The following is a 21733-nucleotide window of genomic DNA, read 5'->3' as shown; positions in this document are numbered from 1 at the left end:
ATGGGAGGATAGACCGTGAAAATCTGGCATCAGAGCTTTACCGACCTGGACGTGTTCGCGAAGTATCGCGACACGTTGCAGGCGCATGCCGATGCGGTCATGGGAGCACGGGCGCAAGTCGTGGTGCACGGTCTGCGCCCGGGCACCTATCCTCCCGGCGTCGCGCCGATGAGCGTCAACAGCAGCGCGGGCATGCGCCTGCTCAATGTCCGCCAGGTCTGTGAGGCCGCCGAAACCGCGCAGGCCGCGGGCTACGACGCGTTCGCGCTGGGCTGCTTCTTCGACCCGGGCCTGGTCGAGGCGCGGTCCCTGGTGGACATTCCCGTGGTCAGCCTGACCGAGAGCTGCCTGTTGACCGCCTGTTCCCTGGGCCGCAGGGTCGGCATGATCGCGCTGACGCCATTCCAGAAAATGCAGACCGAAGACCTGGCGGCGCAATACGGTTTGTCCGGGCGCCTGTCGGGCGTGGTGTCGATGAGCCCCGCGGTTGATCTGTTCGACCTGGAGGGCGACGAGGCCGCGGCGGCCTCCGTCCGGGACCGGTTCATCGAGGCCTGCCGCGTCGCCCTGGCGCAAGGCGCCGAAGTCATCATCCCGGGAGACGGCGTGCTCAACGAGTTCCTGGTGCGGCACCGGCTGCTGTCGGTGGAGGGCGCGGCCGTGCTCGACGCGCTGGGCGTGTTGTTCCACCATGCGGCGTTCTTCGCGAACGCCCGCGCCGCCGGTTGTCTCGACATCAGCCGGCGGCAGCTCTACGCCTCGCCCACCGAGGCCATGAGGCGCCACGCCAGGCAGGCCCTGGGCGCGGCCGCCTATCCGGAAAGTGCATTCTCGGGTCGCGCCGGCTAGGCGCGGCCCGGTTCGTCAATTCGTCATTTCGACGCCGGCATCCTGGATGACCTTGCCCCAGCGCACGTAGTCGTCGGCCAGCCGTTTCTGGAAGTCCTGCGGCGTGTCCATGACCGCGGGCGCCATGGCGGCATCGGCCAGCGCCGTCTTCACTTTGGGTTGGGCCACTGCGTGGCGCAAGGCCGCATCCACCTTTGCGACGATGGCGTCGGGCGTGCCCGCCGGCGCGAAGATGCCCACCCAGTTCTCGACGTTGAAGCCCGGCAGGAATTCCTGGGCGGTGGGAACGTCGGCCAGGAAGTCCACGCGCTTCTCGCTGGTGACGGCCAGCGCCGTCAGGCGGTTTTCCTTGATCAGGCTGTAAAGGGGCGGCAGATCCATCACGATGCCGTCCACGTGGCCGCCCAGCGTGTCGGTAACGGCGGGCCCCGCGCCCTTGTAGGGCACGTGGAGGATATTGCCCTGGACCTTGCGGAGCAGTTCGATGGTCAGGTGGGGCAGGCCGCCCGAGCCGGAGGAGGACAAGGTTATCTGCTGCGTCTTGGCGCGATCCAGCAGTTCCTTCAAGGTCTTGACGCCGCTCAATCGGGGGCCGACGGCGATGGCTTCCGGCGTAAGCGCCATCATGTTGACGGCCTTGAACGCCTTGGGCGCGTAAAAGGGCGGCGACTTCATGGTCTGGGGCGCCAGCACGATGGGGCTGATGCTCGAGAGCAGCAGCGTATAGCCATCGGGGTCCGATTTGGCGACGTGGTCCGCGCCGATGACGCCGCTGGCGCCGGCCCGGTTTTCCACCACGACCGAAGCGCCCAGGGCCTGGCCCAGTTCCGGCGCGATGATGCGCGCGGCGATGTCGTTGGAGCCGCCGGGCGGATAGCTCACGATGAGGCGTATGGGCTTGCTGGGGAAATTGTCCGCGGCCAGGGCGGGGGCTGCGGCCGCCAGGGGAAGAAGGGCCAGGAAAGCCGCCAGCTTGCGCAGCGCGCCGCGGCGGGTGGGGGGATGGTTTTGCATGGTTTGTCTCCGTCTTGTCATGGATGGTCTTCGCGTTCTGTGCCTGCGCGCCGCGATAGGGGTGTTCAAGGGGCTGGAATGGTATCCAGTGCGTCCAACAAGGCCGGCAGCAGGGTTTGCCACTCGGCGACGGCGCCAGCCTCGGCGACGTTGAAAATATTGGCTTCGGCGTCCTTGTTGATGGCGACGATGCGGGTGTGGGGATCGATGCCCGCCAGATGCTGGGGTGTACCCGAAATCCCGATTGCCAGATAGATGTCGGGGCTTACGTACTTGCCGGATATGCCCACCTGGCGGGTCACGGGCGCCCAGCCCGCATCGACGGCGGGCAGGCTGGCGCCGACCGCGCCGCCCAGCCTGGCCGCGATGTCGTACAGGAGGGGGAAGGCCGTGTCGTCGCCCATGCCGCGGCCGCCGGACACCACGATGCGCGCGCCGTCGAGACCGGCGTGGGGTTCGTTGCGCGGCAAAAGCGTGAGCGGAAGCGCCGCCCGCGGGGCGGGCAGGCCGTCGAGCATGTGCATTGCGGTTTGCCGTGGCGGCGCGGACGCTTGCCCGGCCAGGGGCCGGACGGCGGCGATCATGGCGCCCGTGCAGGCATGGGTGACGGTAAGCCGGTTGCCGTAGGCGCCGCGCGTGGCGCGCAGCCCGCCTTGCGGGTCGAATTCAAGCGTCGCGCAGCGGCCCAGCGGCACCGCGCTCAGGCGCGAGGCCAGCGCGCCGGCGCAGGCCTCGTTATCGGGATGGGCGGCCACCAGCATCAGGGCATGAGGCAAATGCGCGGCCAGGACTTCGGTTTGCAGCGCGCCGGCGAACAGGTCGGCGTATTGCTGCGGCTGCGGGGCGGGCGACGGCGCCGGAATGAACCAGGCATGGTCCAGCCCGGCGAGCCGCGCGCTGGACCATGCCGCTTCGCTTGCCGCCGGCGGCCCGGCCAGCACGGCATGGGCGCCGCCGCCGCAGGCGTCGGCGAGTCGCCGGGCGTGGTCCATGAGGGCGCGGTCGGCGGCCGGATCATTGCCGCAGTCCGGGACCAGGGCCAAGAGGGTGGGAGTATCGGACATGGATGGCATCTAGGAGTGGGCGGTCGCCGGCGCGCGCAGGTAGGCGGCAAGCGCGGCCGCCTGCGCTTGAACCGGGCCGGTGAACAGCTTGCAGGCCTGCGCGCCGCGCGCGGCGGCTTCGGCCGGCGCGGCGTGGACCAAGGCGGCGCGGGCGGCGGGCTGCGCCGCATCCGGCGTGGCCTGCTCGAATGTGAATTGCTTGGCCAGCGCCACGTTCTTCATGAGCGGATGGCGCAGGCGATTGCTCTTGTCGTTGCTGATGCTGGCCATGGCAGGCGCCGGAAGGACCAGCGATTCGTCCTGTTGCGCGCCGCTGCGCAACAGCGTCCAGCCGCCTTCCGCGCGGGCCTGCACCTGCAAGGCCAGGCCCACATAGGGCAGGCCCCAGGCTTCCGCCAGGTAGGCCGGCGCCATGCCGTCGTCCAGATCGCCATGCTCTCGGCCGATCAGGATGAGGCCGGGCCAGGCATCGCCTTCGCGCAGCAGGCCGGGCGCATGCTGCGCCAGCCATGGCGGGTTGCCGCGCTGAGCGGCGGGCGGCGACAGGCCCCGCACCCGGTCGGGCTTGAGCGCCGCGATGGCCCGCAGCAGCGCCGGATCGTGGGCGCCGTCGGTGACGATGGCCGTGACGCGGGCCGCCGCGCCCTGGTCGCGCAGCTTGAGCGCGATTTCCAGCGCCGCCTCGTCGAAGGGACTGAGCTTGTAGGAGACGGCGGCGGAGCCGGGCAGGTCGCGCCAGTCGCCCGAGGCGGGCTTGGGCAGCGGCTTCCTGGGATCGGCCACGCCGGCGAGGAGTACAGCGACATGCATGACTGTTCCCCGTCTCAGTTGGCCAGCGCGGTACGCGCGGCGATGCGGCCGAAGATGGCGGCCTTGCCCAGGGCGGAGCCGGTCATGTAGGCCGCGCCGTGCAGGCCGCCCACGACCTCACCCGCGGCGTACAGGCCCGCCAGCGGCTCGCCATAAACGTCCAGCACGCGCATGGCGGCATCGACGCACAGGCCGCAATAGGTCCCGTACACGGCCGCGGCGGAGGGATAGGCGTAGAACGGAGCATTCTGGATTTTCACCAGCTTGCCGTGCTGGTGCACCAGGTGCTCGCGGCCGAATTCGGGATCGTGGCCGGCATCGACGTAGCGGTTGTAGGCGTCGACCGTGCCGATCAGCGCGTCGGCGGGCACCTCGATCATGCCGGCCAGCTCCTCCAGCGTGTCCGCCTGGATGACCAGGCCTTCCTCGTGGCGCCGTTCGATGTCCAGGATGCGGGTCTGGTTGTCGCCGCTATCGAAGATGGGCTGGTCGAAGATCTGGAAGGTGGCGCTATAGGGTTGCTGGATGCAGGCGTCGCCCAGCAGCTTGTACGAGATGGACTCGTCGACGTAGCGCTTGCCGTTCTGGTTGACGGCGATGGCGCCCTTGTAGACCGCCAGGAGGCTGTGGTGGTTGGTCTCGTCGGCGGGATGCTTGCCGTAGGTGCCTTTGATGTAGATCATGTCGCGGCAGTCGGCGCCCAGTTGCTGGGCCATCTTCAGGCCGTCGCCCATATTGCCCGCGCCGCCGATGAAGACGGCCGTCTCCTCGTTGTACTGCGGGGCATAGCGGTGGACAAGCCCGGCGTTCTGCACGAAACCGCCGCTGGTCAGCACCACTCCGCGGCTGCCCAGCACCTTGAAGGTTTCGCCGCCGCGCTCCGCGGTCACGCCGATGACGCAGCCGCTTTGCGCGTCGCGGATCAGGCGCAGCGCGCGGGTGTCGGCCAGCAGCCGGACGCGGCCGGTGCGCTGGGCGCTGGCCGCCAGCGCCCGCACGGCGTCGGCCGGATCCACATTGTGCACGCGGGGCACCGACTGGCCCGAGGAGGTTTCGATATGCGGTCCAAACTGCACGCCGGCCCGCTTCATCCATTCGTAGGTGTCGAGCTGGTTGTCGACGTAGGCGCGCACCAGGCTTTCGTCGTTCTCGAACTTGCCGACTTCGCGCAGGTCCTTGAACAGCAGCTCATTCGAGTCGTCGACGCCGTTGGCCAATTGCAGGTCGGTGCCGGCAAAGGCCAGGCATCCGCCCGACATGGCGGACGAGCCGCCGGTTTCGGCGAGCTTTTCCAGCAGGATGACATCGTTGCCGTCCTGGGCGGCCTGAAGCGCGGCCGCGAAGCCGGCCATGCCGGCGCCGACGACCACCAGGGTGGTATTCAGATCGGAATTTGTCATGCGGTATCCGTATAGGGTCGTGATGTCAGGAACGGGCTCACGCGCGGGCCAGCGACGCGGCGTGCGCGCCGGAAATGCGGCCGAGCACCGAGCCGGCGGTCAGGCCGATGCCGCCCGCATATTTGACGTAGTACAGGCCGCCGACCATTTCGCCGGCCGCGTACAGGCCCGGCAGCGGATGGTCGTCGCCGTCGAGCACCTGGCCGTTCGGATTGACCTTGACGCCGGCATAGGTGCAAGTGATGCCGCAGGTGACGGCGTAGGCCACGAAGGGGCCGGTGTCGAGGGGATGGGCCCAGTTGGATTTGGGTACCGCCAGGCCGCGCGTGGCGCGGCCATCCTTGACCGCGGGGTTGAAGGGCACGCTCTGGTCGATGGAGTCGTTGAACTCGCGCACCGTCTGGAGAAAGCCGCGCGGATTGATGCCTTCCATTTGCGCGGAAAGTTCTTCCAGCGTGTCGGCCTGCAGGCGGGTGGCGTGCTTGACGCGGTACTCGTCGGGCAGGAGGCCCGCGGTCTTGGAATCGAACACCTGCCAGGCCACGGCTCCCGGCTGGGCCAGCACGCGGGCGCCCATGCCCGAGTAGGTGTAGTTGCGGAAGTCCAGCCCCTCGTCGACGAAGCGCCGGCCATCGGCGTTGACCACGATGCCCAGGTTGAAATAGTTCTTCTGCTGGTTGAGCAGGTTGATGTCGCCGAAGGCGGGGGCATTCAGGTCGTAGAACACGGCGTGGCAGCCTGTCCAGTTGCCATGCGCGATGGCGCCGGCGCCCACCGCCATGTCGATGCCGTCGCCGGTGTTGTAGCGCGAGCCGCGCACCTTGGCGAGGTCCCAGTTGGGGCCCAGGTACTGGGCGCGCCAGCGCACGTTGGCATGGAAGCCGCCGGTGGCGAGCACCACGGCGCGCGCCCGCAGCTTGCGGGTGGCGCCGTTCTCCTCCAGGGCGACGGTCCAGGCATCGCCTTCGCGCTCCAGTCCGCAGGCGCGCGCGCCGTAGCGCAGATCCAGGCCCAGTTTCTCGGCGCGATCGTAGAGCGCCTGCATGAGGCCCAGGCCGCCGCCCGAGACCTCCACGGTCAGGCCGCCCCAGAACTTGTTCTTGCCGTCCACCTTGAAGGACTGGCGGCCGTAGATGGGCATGAAGCGTACGCCATGGGAACGCATCCACATCATGGTGGGAAAGCTCTGGGTGACCACCGTGTCGAGGACGTCGGCGTCGGCGCGATAGCCGCTCATGGCTACCGCCTCGTTGTAGAACTGGTCTTCCGTGTAGCTGCCGAAGTCGCTGTTGGCGAGTTCGTCCTCGCTCAGGTCGGGGATCAGCGTCTTGAGGTCGTCGTTGCCTTTGTAGGCGATGCGGAAAGCGCCGCCGGTAAAGGCGGAACTGCCGCCGCGGTTGTCCTTGGGGGCGCGCTCGATAACGATGACCCGGGCGCCCGCTTCCTGGGCCGACAAGGCGGCGCACAGGGCGGCGTTGCCGCCGCCTATCACGGCGACATCGAAGATTTCCATCGTGTGTTTCCTATAGGTAGTAGTTGCGCGCCACGGCGGCATAGTCATCGCCGAGGTCCGAAGGGACGCCCGCGCCGGCCAGCGCGCCGTCGCGCAGGATGTAGTAGCGGTCGGCATGGCCCAGCGCCAGGGCCAGGTTCTGTTCAACGATCATCATGGTGGCGCCGCCGTCCTTGAGCACGCCCATGATGCGGCCGATTTCATCGACGAACCTCGGGGCGAGGCCGGCCGAGGGTTCGTCCAGCAGCAGCACGCGGGGGCGGCCCATCAGCGCGCGGCCGATGGCCACCATTTGCTGCTCACCGCCGGACAGCGTGGCCACCCGCTGGTCGAGGCGCTCGCGCAGCCTGGGGAAATAGTCGTAGACGCGGGCCAGGTCGGTGGAGATATCGTCCTGGCGGGACACGGCGCCCAGTTCCAGGTTGTCGCGCACGGTCATGGCGGGGAACAGGTCGCGGCCCTGCGAGACCTGCACCACGCCGCGGCGGAAGACCTGATACGGCGGCATGCCACCGATCGCCTGACCCAGCATGCGGATGTCTCCGGCCGCGGGTTTGAGAAAACCGCTGACCAGATTGATGAGGGTGCTCTTGCCCGCGCCGTTGGCGCCCAGCAAGGCCACGACTTCGCCGGGGCGTATCTCGAGCGAGATCCCGCGCAGCGCCGCGGCCTTGCCGTAGCGGTAGGCCAGGCCGGAGACCGACAACAAGGCTTCAGTGCTTGCCAAGATACGCCTCCAGGACGGCGGGGTGCGAGCGGATGGCCTCGGGCTTGCCGTCGGCGATCAACTGGCCGTAGTTGAGCACGGCGATGCAGTCCGACACCGCCATGACGAGGTCGATCGTGTGTTCGACCAGCAGGATGGCGATGCCGTCGGCGGCCAGGCCGCGCAGCACGCGCATCAGATGGTCGCGCTCGCTGGCCGAGAGGCCCACGGCGGGCTCGTCGAGCAGCAGCAAGTCGGCCTTGGCGGCCAGGGCGCGCGTAATCTCGACGATGCGCTGCTGCCCAGAAGAGAGGTCGGCGGTCTTGCGGTCGGCCAGTGCGGCGATGCCCATCAGATCGAGCAGCGCATGGGCGCGCGCCAGGGCCTGGCGTTCGGCGGCGCGCGCCTTGGGCAGGCCGAAGAGCAGGCCGATCGCGGAGCTTGCCGTCTGCTGGCTCAGGCCGGACAGCACGTTCTCCAGCACGGTCATCGACGCGAAGGCGCCGCCATTCTGGAAGGTCCGCCGCATGCCCAGGGCCGAGATGCGGTGCGGCAGCATGCCCCGCACATCGCGGCCTGCGAAGCGCACCGTGCCGGCGTGCGCGGGGATATAGCCGGTGATGGCGTTGAAGAGCGTGGACTTGCCGGCGCCGTTCGGGCCGATGATGGCGCGTATCTGTCCGGCTTCCAGCGTGAAGGACACGTCGGTCAGGGCGTTGAGCCCGGCGAAGGAGACGCTGACGCGGTCGAGTTCCAGCAAGGCCATGGCATCAGCTCCGGTAAAGGCGTTCGCGCAGCAGGGGCAGGCGCGCGGCGAGTACGCCCATCAGTCCGCGCGGCATGAAGCGCAGCACGGCCATCAGCATCAGGCTGAAGAAGATCTCTTCGGCGCCCGGAACGTTGCGCAGCAGCTCGGGCGTGGCGGTCAGGAGGGCCGCGCCCAGCAGCGATCCCCAGACGCTGCCCATGCCGCCGATCATCACCACCGCGAATTGCAGCAGCAGTTGGTTCAGGCCGAAACTGTCGGGCGCGATGCGGCCGATCAGCACGGCGAAAAGGGCGCCGGCGATGCCGGTGACGAAACCGCTGGCCACGAAGGCGGCCACCTTGTAGCGCGCGGGCCAGTAGCCCAGCGACGCGGCGGCGAATTCGTTCTCGCGGATGGCGACCCAGGCGCGCCCGATGCGCGAGCGCAGCAGGTTGAACGTGCCCCACATCACCAGCGCCACGGCGGCCAGTATCAGGTAGTAGCGTTGCGCCTGCGATTCCAGGGCCATGGCGCCCAGCGACGGCGCGGGGATGGCCAGGCCGCTGGAACCATGCGTATAGGCATCCATGTGGATATAGCCCCAGCGCATCAGTTCGCCGAAGGCCAGGGTCACGATGGCGAGGTAATAGCCCTTGAGCCGCAGCGCGGGCAAGCCCACCACCAGGCCCGCGGCGGCGCCAGCCAGGCCGGCCGGCAGGATGGCGGCCCAGAAGGACAGGCCGGCCTGTTCCATGAGAATGCCCAGCGCATAGGCGCCGATGCCGAAGAAGGCCATGTTGGCGAAGGCGAGCTGGCCCAGGTAGCCGAGCACGAGGTTGAAGCCCACGGCGGCCAGGCCATAGACCAGGATGAGATTCAGCACATACTGGACGTAGTCATTGGTGGCCAGGGGCAGGGCCACCAGCAAGGCTGCGACGACGAGGAATGCCAGGCGTTTCGGCACGCGGGTCTCCGATGCTAGACGCGTGTCAGGTCGGGCCGGCCGAACAGGCCTTGCGGCCGCGCGATCAGGACGACGACGATGACGAGATAGGAAAAAATGTCGATGAGCGCGGTGGACAGGTAGCCGCCCGCCCATTGCTCCATGACGCCCAGCCGCAGGCCGCCGACGACGGCGCCGCCCAGATTGCCGAAACCGCCCAGCGTCATGGCGGCAAATGCGCGGATGAGCGTCTGCCCGCCCATGTCGGGATAAAGCAGGGTCACCGGGGCGACCAGGATGCCGGTGATGCCGCCCAGCGCGGCCGCCAGGCCCCACATATTGCCGCTGAAGGCGTCCACGTCGATGCCGACCAGCGCCGCGCCGCGCGGGTTGGCCGAGGCGGCCTGGGCGATGCGGCCGAAGCGCGTCAGCTTGAAGAAGAGGAAAAACACCAGGACCAGCGCCAGCGTCATGCCCGCCATCAGGATGTCCTGCACCGTGATGATCAGGTCGCCGGCCTCGATGGGCGGAAACGAGAAGACCGGCGGCATGGGCAGCACTTCGCGGCCCCAGAACAGGCGGGCGATGCCGCGGAACAGATAGGACAGCGCCACCGTCATCATCGCCAGGATGATGTGCGGCGACAGGGAGATGGGACGGATGACCAGGCGTTCCACGCCGCGCCCGATCAGGAACATCGCCACGACGGCCACCGGAGCGGCCAGGGCGAACGGCGCGCCGACGTACTGGATCAGCACGTAGACCACGAAGGCGCCCAGCATGAAGAATTCGCCATGCGCGAAATTGACGACGCCCGTGGCGCGGAATACCACCGTCATGCCCAGGGCCAGCAGCGCGTAGATGCTGCCCTGGGCGATTCCGCTTAAGGTCAATTGCAGCAGCATGGATCTACTTTTGCGCGTCGGGCCAGCGCTTCACGACCACGGGCTTGCCGTCCTTGCCATAGAGCAGGAAGGCGCCGCCCTTGACGCCGGCGTGGTCGGTCGGCGAAAAGCTGATCGGCGTGGCCGAGATGCCGGATTCAAAGTTCCGGATATTGTCGAGGGCGGCGATGAGCTTGGAGCGGGTCAGGTCGGGGCCCGCGTCCTTCAGCGCCTGCACCATGGCCAGCGCCCCGCTCATGCCCAGAAAGCTGAAGGCCTCGATGCGTTCGTTGGGGTAGTACTTGTGGATCAGGTCGCTCCACTTCCGCATCTCGGGGGTGTCGGTGGGATGGGAATAGGGGTAGTAGACGGCCATGTTGGCCACCGGCGCCAGGCTGCCCACACGGTTCCGGGTGTCCTCGAGCGAGATGGATTGCGGCGCCAGCACCGGGACCTTCACGCCGTATTTGTAGGCGTCGCGCATGAAAATGGCGACTTCGGCCGGATACATGAGCACCAGCACGAAATCGGCGCCGGCGCCGCGCAGCTTGAGTATCTGCGGAGTGGCGTCGGTGGAGCCGCGTTCCATGGTCAGGTCCAGCGCCGGCGCCAGGCCATATTTGGACTTGAGATACGCGACGGCCGGGTCGCGGTTGGATTTCCCCCAATCGTCGGAGTGGCTGATGATGGCGATCTTCGCGGTGCCCGGCTTGGACATGGCGAAGTCGATCATCGACCGGCCCACCTCGTCGGTGGTGGCCACGGGCTGGAACATATTGGCCGCCAGCGGCGTGGCGATGCCGGGCGTGGCCGCGCCCAGGCCCATGAAAGGAATGTCGGATTTCTCGATGTCGGCCTTGGCCGCCATGACCACATTGCTGCACAGGCCGGCGTCCAGGGCGAACACCTGGTCCTGCGAGGCCAGCTTCTTGAAGGCCGCCAGGCCGCGCGTGGGGTCGCAGGCGGTGTCCTCGCGCACGAGCACGATCTTCCGGCCATGGATGCCCCCGGCGTCGTTGACCGATTTGTAGACCGATTCGACGCCGAAAACGGCCTTGCCGAACAGCGCCGCGGCGCCCGTCATGGGGCCGAAGATGCCGATCTTGATGGTGTCCTGGGTCAGTCCGGTGGTTTCATCCGCATGCGCGATGCCGCCGGCCAATGCAAGGACGGCCAGCGCGCTGGCCATGCGTGAGAAGGTCGCCATGGTGTCTCCTGTGCCCGTCTGTGTGGCATGAGGTCATTTGTTCTTATCGATCTCTTCGGCGAGGAAAGCCGAGGAGACTCATGGCGATTGTGCGGCGCCGGGCTATGCAGGGGAATGCCGCCCAGTCGAAAGTGTTTTTCGATTTAATTGAACGTGTGGGATTTCCCGTGCCGTTGAACATGCGTTGGCGTGGAAGGCGCCCGATCGCCCTTCCGCCCTCTGAAGAGGGCAAAAATAACTTCAAAAAATATCAACTAAATCCATATTGCTTCAACCATATGCAAGCTTCAGAATTCTGCTCATGGGCGCCGCGTATCGCCCGAGGGCGGAAAATGGACAGCAAGCATTCCACACATCAGAGGCAACTCACGGTCCGTATCTCTCGGGGAACCGAAGACGGAACCTTTTCGACCTACTCGGTCCCGTGGCGGGAGAACCAGACGGTCCTGGACGTCGTGACCGAAGTCCAACGGACGCAGGAGCCCAGCCTGTCTTATCGCTACGCATGCCGCGTCGGCGTGTGCGGGTCCTGTGCGATGACGGTCAACGGCAAGCCCCGCTGGACGTGCCGGACCCACGTGAGCCGCGTGGAAGAAGGGGGCGTGATCGTGATCGAGCCGCTGCGCAATATGCCGCGGATCAAGGACCTCGTCGTCGATATGCGCGAGTTCTTCCAGAAGTGGGCTAAAGCGGGAAACACCTTTGTCGGCACGGCCACGCGCAACGATCCGCCGGCGACGGTCCTGCCCCAGAGCAAGAAACGAAAGCTGGCGGACGCGGCCATCGAATGCATCAATTGCGGCGTGTGCTACGCGGCCTGCGATGTGGTTTCCTGGGACAAGGACTATCTCGGCCCCGCCGCCCTGAACAGGGCATGGACGCTGTTCAATGACGAACGGCATGCCGATCCGAAGGATGTGCTGCACAAGGCCACCTCCGGCAGCGGCTGCAATTCCTGTCACACCCAGGGAAGCTGTATGACGCACTGTCCGGTGAGCCTGAGTCCCACCGGCAGCATCGCAGGGCTGAAGCGCAGCTCCCTCTTGAGCCTGCTCAAAGGGGGCTGAAATGGAAGCCCGCCTCTTTGCGTTCCAGCGCCTCACGGCGGTGGTCATGGCGCCCTTCGTCTTCGTGCACGTCGGACTCATCATCTATGCGGTCCGCGGCGGCCTGACCGCGGGGGAAATTCTCTCGCGCACCCAGGGGAACTGGTTCTGGATCGCTTTCTATGGCCTGTTCGTGGCGAGCGTGTCGATCCACGTTCCTATCGGCGTCCGCAACATCCTGATCGAATGGCTTCGGATCGGCCGCAAGCCGGCGTCCGCCATTGGGCTGGCGTTTGGCGCGGGCCTGCTCGTTCTGGGCCTGCGCGCGGTCGCGGCCGTGGGAGGGCTCGCGCAATGAAGTCAGCCCGCAACCACCGGGCCTACTGGGCCTTTCTGGGGCATCGCCTCTCGGGCCTTGCGCTGGCCTTGTTCCTGCCCGCCCACTTCTACGTGTTGGCCATGGCGCTGGACGAAGCGCGGCTTGACGGGTTCTTGAAGCTTGCCGAGATGCCGGCGATGAAGGTCGGCGAATGGGGGCTGGTGCTGCTGCTCACCCTCCACATGTTCTTCGGGCTGCGCCTTCTCGCGCTCGAGCTTCTGCCCTGGAATTCGACGCGGGACGCGCGCATCGCCTGGATCGGGTGGGGCTTTGCGGTTTCGATGGCGACGGGCCTGGTGTTCATCTCTGGAGTGATCTGACGTGCGGATCGATATTCACAAGACAGACATCCTGGTGCTGGGCACCGGCGGCGCGGGCCTGTTCGCGGCGCTGCATGCCAAGAAGGCGAACCCCGCCCTGAAGGTGACCGTGACCGTGAAGGGGCTGCTTGGCAAATGCGGCTGTACCCGCATGGTCCAGGGCGGCTACAACGTCGCGCTGGCCGCGGGCGACTCGGTGGAGCGCCACTTCATGGACACCATCGAAGGCGGCAAATGGCTGCCGCGCCAGGATCTGGCGTGGCGGCTGGTCGAAGGCGCGGTCGAACGGGTGCGCGAACTGGAGAACGAGATCGGCTGCTTCTTCGACCGCAATCCCGATGGCTCGCTGCATTCCAAGGCGTTCGCCGGCCAGAGTTTCGACCGCACCGTGCACAAGGCCGATCTGACGGGCATCGAAATCATCAATCGGCTGATGGAGCAGGTCCGGGGGCTGGACATCGAAGAACTGGAGGAACACCGCGCCATCGAGCTGATTCCCGCGGCCGACGGTTCCGGCATCTCGGGCGTCCTGTTCATCGACATGCGGGCGGGCACCTATCGGCTCATCCAGGCAAAGGCCGTGCTTCTGGCCACGGGCGCCGGCCCTACGATGTACCGGTACCACACGCCTTCCGGCGACAAGACCTGCGACGGCCTGGCCATGGCGCTGCGCTATGGGCTGAAGCTGCGGGACATGGAAATGGTGCAGTTCCATCCGACCGGCCTGCTCGGCGGGCCGGACACCCGGATGACGGGCACGGTGCTCGAAGAAGGGCTGCGCGGCGCCGGCGGCTACCTGCTCAACGGCAACGGCGAGCGGTTCATGAACAACTATGACAAGCGCGGCGAACGGGCCACGCGCGACGTGGTCAGCCGCGGCATCTACGCCGAGATGCGTGCCGGGCGCACGGGGCCGATGGGCGGGGTCTACATCCAGATGAGCCATCTGGGCCCCGACAAGGTGGCCAAGACCTTCCCCGGCATGGTCAACCGTTGCAAGGACTGCGGATTCGATCTGGCCGGCGGCCAGGTGGAGGTCGTTCCGACTGCCCACTACCTGATGGGCGGCGTCGAGTTCAACGTGGACGGCTCGACCGCCTCGCCTGGCCTTTTCGCGGCCGGCGAAGACTGCGGCGGGGTGCACGGCGCCAACCGGCTGGGCGGCAACGGGGTGGCCAACTCCACGGTGTTCGGCGGGATCGCCGGCGACTCGATGGCCGCGTATGTCGCGAAGGAAGGGCAGTGGCGCGACCCGGACAACCGGGTCATCGCGCGAGGGGTCGAGCGCGCCGAGTTTCCGTTCTCCAGGCCGGCGGGGCGCATTCACGAACTGCGCGATGCGCTCGCCCAGACGATGTGGGACGACGTCGGGGTGCTGCGCCATCGCGAGGCGATGGAGCACGGCCTGGAAGCCGTGGCGGCACACCGTGGCGCCTTGCGCGGCATCGGCGTGGCGGACGGCGACCGGCGCTACAACCTGACCTGGCACGACTGGCTCAATCTCGAAAGCCTGGTCGATATCTCCAAAGTCATCACGGTCTCGGCGCTCGCGCGCGAGAACAGCCGCGGAGCGCATTTCCGCGAGGACTTCCCCGAACCGGGGGATCTGAACGCCAGCCACTACACGCGCGTGAGCGCGCAGGATGGCGACGTGCGGCTGGAGATGGTTCCGGTTTCGTTCGACATCGTAAAGCCCGGCGAATCGCTCATCGAAGGCGAGCCCGGAACCCCCCAGAACTGAGGCATCCCCCACCATGAGAATTCCTGTCCAGAAAGTTGAAGAGGCGGCGCTGGAGATCATGCGCCGCGCGGCGATCGAGATTCCTGCCGACTACAGGCAGGGCGTCCAGGAGCTGCAGAAAAAGGAAACCGGCAAGCTGCCGCGCTTTGTCATCCATGCCATGGTCGACAACTGGGACGCCGCCGACCAGGACCGGCGCCCCATGTGCGCCGACACCGGCCTGCCGCGGTACTACGTCAAGGTAGGCAACAACGCCTCGGTGGACGCCGGCTTCGTCGCGGTGGAGCGCGCCCTGCGCCATGCGACGGCCGAGGGGACGGCCACCATTCCGCTGCGGCCCAATCGCGTGCATCCGCTCTGGCGCACCGACCACAACAACAACGTCGGCATCAACGCACCCGAGATCGAGTGGTCCTTCGAGCCCGACGCCGACTGGATCGAAATCACGACGGTGCACAAGGGCGGCCTGTTCGGCACCGATTACCGGATGCTGTTCCCCGGCGACGGCATCGACGGCATCAAGCGCTTCGTGCTGGATACGCTGATCGCCTTCGGCAAGCGCGGGCTGGCGTGTCAACCGGCCATCGTCGGCATCGGGTTGGGCGGGTCGAAGGACACCTGTATGCAACTGGGCAAGCAGGCCGCGTGCCTGCGGACGGTGGGCGACCGCAATCCCGACCCCAAGGTGGCGGAACTGGAGCTGGAACTGATGGCGTTGGGAAACTCCATCGGCATGGGCGCGATGGGTTTCGTGGGCTCCGGCATGGTGGTCGACTGCCACATCGAATGCGGGTACACCCACACCGGCGGAATGCCCATCAGCCTGCACACGTTCTGTCTGTCTTCGCGCCGCGCCACCGCGAGGATTCATGCCGACGGGGAAATCCAGTACCGCACCGATCCCCAGTGGTTCACCCCCTACATGCGCCGGGAGACGGTCGAATGGTAAGCAACGACGACGGAATCAAGGTCTTTCACCTCGACTTGCCGGCCAGGCGGGAGGACATCGCCAAGCTCGAACTCGGCTCGGCGGTCTATCTCAATGGCGTGGTGTACACGGCCCGCGAAGGCATATACAAGAAGGTCCTGGACGAAGGCCTGCCGCTGCCGGTGGATCTGCGGTCCATCAGCAATGTCAACTTCCATTGTTCGCCGGCCGCGGCGCCGGACGGCCGCGGAGGCTACAACGTGGGCGCCGTCACCGCCACCGCGTCGTTCCGGTTCTCCAAGTGGATTCCCCGATGGCTGGAACGGACAGACTGCCGCATCCTGATAGGCAAGGGCGGCATGCCCGCCGACGACTACAAGAAGGTGCTGGCGCCGGGCGGCGCGATCTACCTGACGACCGTCGGCTATGGCACGGGCGCGTTGCTGGGCCGCGGCATCAAGCGCGTGCGCGAGGTACATTGGCTGGACGAACTCGGCATCGCTCAGGCGATGTGGCTGTTCGACGTCGAAAACTTCGGGCCCTTCATCGTCGAAAGCGACCTGGACGGCAACTCGCTCTTCGCGCAGCACGCCGAAACGATCAACGCGGGCATCGAGAAGCTCTATGCGGGGCTGAAGCCCCCCGCGCTGCACCGCTACGGCGAGACGGACAATCGCAAGGACGAGGTGATGTAGGCGCGGTACTGCACGGCCCCCGCAACGAGTTTTCGGATAGAGACACTGCAATGATCATCGATTTTCGCCTCAGGCCTCCCGTGGGCGGCTTCCTGAATACGCTGATGTACTCGGCGGGAGAGCGCCGCGACGGATTTACCCGGACGGTGGGCTTCGAGCCTTCCGCGGCCGCGCAGCGGCAGTCGATGGACCTGCTCCTCCAGGAGATGGACGCCGCCAGGATCGATCGCGGCGTGGTCGTGGGCCGATTGGCGGGGGTGCTGGGAAGCGTGTCCAACGAGGACGTCCGCAATATCGTGGCCGGCCACCCGGGCCGGTTCATCGGGGCGGCCTCCATCGACCCGACCGACCGGCGCAAGGCATGCCAGACGATCAGCCAGGCGGTCGAGGACGGGTTCAGGCTGATCAACATCGAACCCGGCTCCTACCCGATACCCATGTATGCCGACGACCGGCGCCTCTACCCGATCTACGGTCACTGCGAGGACATCGGCGTGCCGGTGATCATGATGGTCGGAGGCACGGCGGGCCCGGACCTGAGCTATTCGGATCCGATCCGGACCGACCGGGTCCTTGCGGATTTCCCGGACCTGAACGTCGTGGTGGCGCACGGCGGATGGCCGTGGGTCAACGAGATCCTGCACCTGGGCTTCCGGCGGCCCAACCTGTGGCTGGCTCCCGACATGTATTTCTCCCGCATGCCCGGCTGGGAGGAATACCTGAAGGCAGCCGACGGTTTTCTCTCGGATCGGATGCTCTACGCCAGCTCCTTCCCGTTCTGCCCGGTACTGGGATACAAGGAATGGTTCGAGAAGCTGCCGATCAAGGAAGACAACCTGAAGAAGGTCATGGGCGGCAACGCGCAAAGGCTGCTTGGCATCTAACCCTTCGTCCCCCCGCCTTTCAACGCTGGTCTCTACGAGGACGTATCTTGCATGGATATCCGGACGCTCTACACGCTGATAGCGATTGCAGACCATGGCAGTTTCGCCGAGGCCGGCAACACGATCGGCCTGTCGCTGTCGGCGGTGAGCATGCAGGTTCGCGCGCTTGAGGACGAACTCGGCATCACGATCTTCGACCGCAGCCGCCGTCCGCCGATCCTGACGGATACGGGGCTTGCGCTGGTGCACCGGGCCCGCGACCTGATCGCGCACTGGGAGAGCATGAGCGCCTCGCTCAAGAAAGGGACGTCGGCGGGATTGCTCAAGCTGGGCAGCGTCCATACCTGTGTATCGGGCGTGTTGCCGCTCGCCCTGCGCCATCTGCAAAAGCAGGGGCACGGCCTGGAAGTCCATGTCACGACGGGATTGACGCATGACCTGGAACGGGCCATCTACCACCGCCAACTGGACGTGGCGATCGTGACCGAGCCCGACGCGCCCAGGTCGGGTCTCGATTTTCTGCCGTTCGTGGAGGAGGAGCTGGTCGTCATCGCGCACCGTTCGGTGAAGGGCGCGAGCGACCAGGAGATTCTGGAGCAAACCCCTTATGTGCGGTTCAATCGTTCGGCCAGGGTGGGACATCTCGTGCAGGAAGAGATGGTGCGCAGGCGGATAACCGTGCGCTCGACCATGGAGATCGACAACCTCGAAGGGGTCATTGCCATGGTCGCCAACGGCCTGGGCGCGTCGGTGGTGCCGGCCAGGCGGGGCAGGAACGAGTTCCCGCCGGGTATCCGCGTCATCCCGTTCGGCTCGCCGACCATCACCCGGCGGCTGGGCATCCTGGCCCCGAAGGAAAACCCGCGATCCCACCTCTCGCAGTTGCTGCTTGAGGCGTTGAAGTCGGTGTGCGCCGGCCAGCGCGAGCCTACGGAGAAGGCCGGCTCCGGCTAGTAGTCCGCCAATAAGAACCCCCGCAGTCCTTACCGAAGGAATCGGGCCTATCGGCCCGAGGGATGGTCGTTGCCTGGCGAATCGTCTGCCGGCGGAACCCGGCAGGCCTCGCCGCCCCGCGAACTGAAGGAGACAAAGTCATGAAAAACACAACGCAATCCGCAACTACACGCCGCCGCATCGTCAAGGCCATGGGCGCCGGCCTGGCGCTTTCGCCATTTCTGGCGAGGCCAGCGTGGGCGCAATGGCCGTCGGACAAGGCCATACGGATGATCGTCCCGTTCTCGGCGGGCGGAGCCACCGATCTACTGGGCCGCGCGCTCGCCGTTGAACTGGGCAAGGGCCTGAAGCAGAGCGTGATCGTCGAGAACCGCGCGGGCGCCGGCGGCAGCGTGGGCGCGCAGGCCGTCGCCGGTTCTCCGGCGGATGGCTATACGCTGTTGCTCGCATCGGGCAGCATGTTCACCGTCAACCAATTCATCTACAGCAAGCTGCCGTACTCGCTGGACGACTTCAGCCCCATCAGCAAGATTGCCAGCGGCCCCATGGTCGTCACCGTCAATGCCAGCCTTCCCGTGAAAAACACCCGGGAACTGATCGAATACGCCAAGGCCCGGCCCGGGAAGCTCAGTTTTTCGTCCGCCGGCGTGGGCAGCCAGACTCATATGGCGGGCGAAGCCTTTACCGATGCGGCCGGCATCGAACTCATGCATGTTCCCTACAAGGGTGAAGGTCCCGCCTACACGGACCTCATGGCGGGCGTCATCGAAGTCGCCGTGGGCAACATCAACGCCATTTCCCCTTTGCTCAAGGGCGGGCGGTTGCGGGCGCTCTCCGTCACGGGCAGGGAGCGCTCCCCGCTGCTTCCCGACGTGACGACCACGGCGGAGGATGGCGTGCCGGGGTTCGAGTTCACCGGCTGGTTCGCGCTGATGGCGCCGGCGGGAACGCCTGGATCCTCGGTCGATCGGCTCCTGGCCGACGCCAGGGAAGCGGTCGAACAGCCGAACATGAAGCGCTATCTGGCGGACCAGGGCATGTATGCGACCATCGCGGCTCCGGCCGAGCTGAAAGACGAGATCGCCCGGGAGTCGGCCAAGTGGAAGGCGCTGGTGGAAAAGAAGAAGATCACCGCCAGTTGAGCCCCCCGCCCCAGCCATTTCCGGGGCTCCCATTGCACTCCGTGTCCCTCAAGCCCATCCTGCCCGCATGATGCCCGTCGAAACGCTCGCTTTTGTCGTTCCCGTCATCTTCGTCGCCTACGCTGTCTTCGGGATGACGGGATTCGGCGCGGCCATGGTGGCCGTGCCGGTTCTGGTCCAGTTCATGCCTTTGCAATTCGCCGTGCCGCTCGTCGTCCTGTTCGACCTGGCCTGCACCGCGCTGGTGGGCGGCAGCAACTGGCGGCGGGTTTCGCTGGACGAGCTCAAGCGGCTTTTTCCCTGGCTGCTGCTCGGCATCGGGCTGGGGGTCACCTTGCTGCACAACGCGGGCGCCCGATGGCCCTTGATGCTTCTGGGCGGTTTTGTGCTGGCCGTGTGCATCAGAGGGCTGCGAGGCTCGCCGGCGAAGACGAACATTCCGCTGCATGCATACTGGGCGCTTCCATTCGGCGTCTTCGGTGGAATTTTCAGCGCGCTGTTCGGCACCGGCGGGCCGATCTACACCATCTATCTTTCGCGCCGGCTCGACGCGCTGGACCAGTTCCGCGCAACGATCTCGGTCGTCATCCTGTCGAGCGGGGTCCTGCGGGCGGCGGCCTTCGGCGCGGCCGGACTTTACGGGCAAGCGGACATCCTGTCGGCTGCTGCTGTCCTGCTTCCGGTGTCGCTCGCCGGCCTTTATGCGGGGTCGCGCCTCAGGACTCTCGTGTCTCCCGGCTTGCTGAAACGAGCCATCCTGGTGCTGCTCGCCATCGCGGGCGCCGGCGCCCTCTACCGCGGCTGGATCTCGGCGTCGTGAAAGACGCCGCCGGCCCGCCGCGGCGGGGCCGCGCCAGGCGATCGGGCCTATTTCGCTGTCGGCATCGCGAACTCGGCGCCTTTGCCGATGCTCTCGGGCCAGCGCTGCATGATCGACTTCTGCCGGGTGTAGAAGCGCACGCCTTCCTCGCCGTAGGCATGCATGTCGCCAAACAGACTGCGCTTCCAGCCGCCGAAGCCGTGCCAGGCCATCGGCACCGGGATCGGCACGTTGATGCCGACCATGCCCACCTGGATGCGCCGGCTGAACTCGCGCGCCACGTTGCCGTCCCGCGTGAAGCAGGCCACGCCGTTGCCGAATTCATGGGCGTTGATGAGGTCCACCGCTTCCTTCAGGTCTTTCACGCGCACGCAGCCAAGCACCGGGCCGAAGATTTCTTCCTTATAGATGCGCATGTCGGGCGTGACGTGGTCGAACAGGGTGCCGCCCAGCCAGAAGCCGCCGCCGCAGTTCGCGCCGGCTTGGGCGCCCTGGAAGCCGCGGCCGTCCACCAGCAGTTTCGCGCCCTCTTTTTCGCCCAAGGCGATGTAGCCGCTGATGCGCTCGTGGGCGGCGCGGGTCACGATCGGGCCCATCTCGGCAGCCGGGTTCTCGCCGTCCAGCACCTTCAGCGCCTTCGTGCGCTCGATCAGCCTGGGCAGCAGCCGGTCGGCCACGTCGCCCACCAGCACCGCCACGCTGATCGCCATGCAGCGCTCGCCGGCCGAGCCGTAGCCCGCGCCGACCAGCGCGTCCACGGCCTGGTCGATGTCGGCGTCGGGCATCACCACCATGTGGTTCTTGGCGCCGCCCAGGGCCTGCACGCGCTTGCCATGGCGGGCGCCGGTCTCGTAAATGTAGTTGGCGATCGGTGTGGACCCGACGAAGCTCACCGCCTTCACGTCGGGATGTTCCAGCAGGGCGTCCACCGCCACCTTGTCGCCCTGCACCACGTTGAACACGCCTTCGGGCAGGCCGGCTTCCAGCAGCAGCTCGGCGATGCGCAGCGACGGGCTGGGGTCCGTCGGGCTGGGCTTGAGCACGAAGGTGTTGCCCGCCGCGATCGCCACGGGGAACATCCACATCGGCACCATCACCGGAAAATTGAAAGGCGTGATGCCGGCCACGACCCCCAGCGGCTGGCGCAGCGTCCAGTTGTCGAGGCCGGTGGAGACCTGCTCCGTGTAGTCGCCCTTCAACAGTTGGGGGATGCCGCAGGCGAACTCCACGATGTCGATGCCGCGCGCGACTTCGCCCTGGGCATCGGTGAACACTTTGCCGTGCTCGGCGGTGATAATGTGGGCGAGTTCGTCGCGGTGCCTGTTCATCAGCTCGAGGAACTTGAACAGCACGCGCGCGCGGCGGATCGGAGGCGTGTCCGCCCATTGCGGAAATGCCGCCTGCGCGCTGTCCACCGCGCGGCGGACTTCGTCCGGCGTGGCCAGCGCCACGTGCTTCGCGACCGCGCCAGTGGCCGGATTGAAGATCGGCTGGCGGCTGCCCGTGCCCTCGACGTAACTGCCGGCGATGAAGTGCCCGGCATCGCGGGAGGCGGTGCTGGCCTTTGCTGTGTTCATGGTTTGCTCCTGTGCTCAAGAACGGCATGCGAGAGCTGGCAATGTCGCCCATCGCCAGCCGGCCGTCGAGACCGCGGCGCTGGAATCAGTGTTTGGCATTTCGAACAAC

Annotated in this window: 22 protein-coding genes; 11 read left to right on the top strand and 11 right to left on the bottom strand. The window is 66.8% G+C overall.

Annotation, left to right across the window (positions count from 1 at the left end):
* The first annotated feature begins 15 nt into the window (after window positions 1-15).
* Entirely contained in the window at window positions 16-849 is an 834-nt protein-coding gene (locus WHX56_RS01215; protein ID WP_338880060.1) for an aspartate/glutamate racemase family protein, read from the top strand.
* Between the two features lie 15 nt (window positions 850-864).
* Here WHX56_RS01215 and WHX56_RS01210 read toward each other — a convergent pair whose 3' ends face one another.
* The 10 genes from WHX56_RS01210 to WHX56_RS01165 all read right to left on the bottom strand — a co-directional run bounded on the left by WHX56_RS01210 (window position 865) and on the right by WHX56_RS01165 (window position 11138).
* On the bottom strand, window positions 865-1863 hold the full coding sequence (locus WHX56_RS01210) for a Bug family tripartite tricarboxylate transporter substrate binding protein (RefSeq protein ID WP_287753144.1): 999 nt from the start codon (window positions 1861-1863) through the stop codon (window positions 865-867).
* Between the two features lie 65 nt (window positions 1864-1928).
* Window positions 1929-2927, bottom strand: a complete 999-nt coding sequence (locus WHX56_RS01205) for an electron transfer flavoprotein subunit alpha/FixB family protein (RefSeq protein WP_338880059.1) — start codon at window positions 2925-2927, stop codon at window positions 1929-1931.
* A 9-nt stretch (window positions 2928-2936) separates the two neighbouring features.
* Window positions 2937-3737, bottom strand: a complete 801-nt coding sequence (locus WHX56_RS01200) for a hypothetical protein (protein ID WP_338880058.1) — start codon at window positions 3735-3737, stop codon at window positions 2937-2939.
* A 14-nt stretch (window positions 3738-3751) separates the two neighbouring features.
* Window positions 3752-5137, bottom strand: a complete 1386-nt coding sequence (locus WHX56_RS01195; RefSeq protein WP_338880057.1) for a flavocytochrome c — start codon at window positions 5135-5137, stop codon at window positions 3752-3754.
* A gap of 37 nt (window positions 5138-5174) precedes the next feature.
* Window positions 5175-6650 (bottom strand): FAD-dependent tricarballylate dehydrogenase TcuA, encoded by a 1476-nt coding sequence (gene tcuA, locus WHX56_RS01190; RefSeq protein ID WP_338880056.1) that lies wholly within the window; start codon window positions 6648-6650, stop codon window positions 5175-5177.
* 10 nt (window positions 6651-6660) lie between these two features.
* Window positions 6661-7377 carry an ABC transporter ATP-binding protein gene (locus WHX56_RS01185; protein ID WP_338880055.1) on the bottom strand — a complete coding sequence of 239 codons (717 nt, stop codon included), beginning with the start codon at window positions 7375-7377 and terminating at the stop codon, window positions 6661-6663.
* Window positions 7364-8122, bottom strand: coding sequence for an ABC transporter ATP-binding protein (locus WHX56_RS01180; protein WP_338880054.1), 759 nt, complete (start codon window positions 8120-8122; stop codon window positions 7364-7366). The genes WHX56_RS01185 and WHX56_RS01180 overlap by 14 nt, the downstream gene beginning before the upstream one ends.
* A gap of 4 nt (window positions 8123-8126) precedes the next feature.
* Complete coding sequence (locus WHX56_RS01175) at window positions 8127-9068, bottom strand: branched-chain amino acid ABC transporter permease (protein ID WP_338880053.1); 942 nt, start codon at window positions 9066-9068, stop codon at window positions 8127-8129.
* Window positions 9069-9082: 14 nt separating this feature from the next.
* On the bottom strand, window positions 9083-9952 hold the full coding sequence (locus WHX56_RS01170) for a branched-chain amino acid ABC transporter permease (protein WP_338880052.1): 870 nt from the start codon (window positions 9950-9952) through the stop codon (window positions 9083-9085).
* 4 nt (window positions 9953-9956) lie between these two features.
* Window positions 9957-11138, bottom strand: coding sequence for an ABC transporter substrate-binding protein (locus WHX56_RS01165; RefSeq protein WP_338880051.1), 1182 nt, complete (start codon window positions 11136-11138; stop codon window positions 9957-9959).
* Window positions 11139-11470: 332 nt separating this feature from the next.
* Here WHX56_RS01165 and WHX56_RS01160 point away from each other — a divergent pair, with 332 nt between their 5' ends.
* The 10 genes from WHX56_RS01160 (at window position 11471) to WHX56_RS01115 (ending at window position 20047) form a co-directional block, all read left to right on the top strand.
* Window positions 11471-12205, top strand: coding sequence for a succinate dehydrogenase/fumarate reductase iron-sulfur subunit (locus tag WHX56_RS01160; RefSeq protein WP_338881731.1), 735 nt, complete (start codon window positions 11471-11473; stop codon window positions 12203-12205).
* A 1-nt stretch (window position 12206) separates the two neighbouring features.
* Entirely contained in the window at window positions 12207-12542 is a 336-nt protein-coding gene (locus tag WHX56_RS01155) for a succinate dehydrogenase (protein WP_338880050.1), read from the top strand.
* Window positions 12539-12883 (top strand): succinate dehydrogenase, encoded by a 345-nt coding sequence (locus WHX56_RS01150; RefSeq protein ID WP_129240928.1) that lies wholly within the window; start codon window positions 12539-12541, stop codon window positions 12881-12883. Before WHX56_RS01155 ends, WHX56_RS01150 begins: the two co-directional genes overlap by 4 nt.
* A 1-nt stretch (window position 12884) precedes the next feature.
* Window positions 12885-14624 carry an L-aspartate oxidase gene (locus WHX56_RS01145; protein ID WP_338880049.1) on the top strand — a complete coding sequence of 580 codons (1740 nt, stop codon included), beginning with the start codon at window positions 12885-12887 and terminating at the stop codon, window positions 14622-14624.
* 13 nt (window positions 14625-14637) lie between these two features.
* A complete protein-coding gene (locus tag WHX56_RS01140; RefSeq protein ID WP_129240926.1) occupies window positions 14638-15573 on the top strand; it encodes a fumarate hydratase in 936 nt (311 codons plus the stop codon).
* Window positions 15567-16247 (top strand): fumarate hydratase C-terminal domain-containing protein, encoded by a 681-nt coding sequence (locus WHX56_RS01135; RefSeq protein WP_129240925.1) that lies wholly within the window; start codon window positions 15567-15569, stop codon window positions 16245-16247. The genes WHX56_RS01140 and WHX56_RS01135 overlap by 7 nt, the downstream gene beginning before the upstream one ends.
* Window positions 16248-16297: 50 nt before the next feature.
* Window positions 16298-17131, top strand: a complete 834-nt coding sequence (locus tag WHX56_RS01130; RefSeq protein ID WP_129240924.1) for an amidohydrolase family protein — start codon at window positions 16298-16300, stop codon at window positions 17129-17131.
* A 51-nt stretch (window positions 17132-17182) separates the two neighbouring features.
* Window positions 17183-18085: a LysR substrate-binding domain-containing protein gene (locus tag WHX56_RS01125; RefSeq protein ID WP_129240923.1), complete on the top strand. Its 903-nt coding sequence runs from the start codon at window positions 17183-17185 to the stop codon at window positions 18083-18085.
* Between the two features lie 140 nt (window positions 18086-18225).
* Window positions 18226-19227 carry a tripartite tricarboxylate transporter substrate binding protein gene (locus WHX56_RS01120; RefSeq protein WP_338880048.1) on the top strand — a complete coding sequence of 334 codons (1002 nt, stop codon included), beginning with the start codon at window positions 18226-18228 and terminating at the stop codon, window positions 19225-19227.
* Window positions 19228-19294: 67 nt separating this feature from the next.
* Window positions 19295-20047, top strand: a complete 753-nt coding sequence (locus tag WHX56_RS01115) for a sulfite exporter TauE/SafE family protein (protein ID WP_338880047.1) — start codon at window positions 19295-19297, stop codon at window positions 20045-20047.
* Between the two features lie 47 nt (window positions 20048-20094).
* Here the strand turns inward: WHX56_RS01115 and WHX56_RS01110 are convergent, their stop codons facing one another.
* Window positions 20095-21624: a CoA-acylating methylmalonate-semialdehyde dehydrogenase gene (locus tag WHX56_RS01110; RefSeq protein ID WP_338880046.1), complete on the bottom strand. Its 1530-nt coding sequence runs from the start codon at window positions 21622-21624 to the stop codon at window positions 20095-20097.
* Window positions 21625-21733: the final 109 nt, after the last annotated feature.

Source organism: Achromobacter veterisilvae (genome assembly GCF_037619525.1).
GTDB classification, from domain to species: Bacteria; Pseudomonadota; Gammaproteobacteria; order Burkholderiales; family Burkholderiaceae_B; genus Achromobacter; species Achromobacter veterisilvae.
The sequence above is the reverse complement of the archived record's forward strand: the minus strand, read 5'-3'. Positions and strand labels throughout refer to the sequence as shown.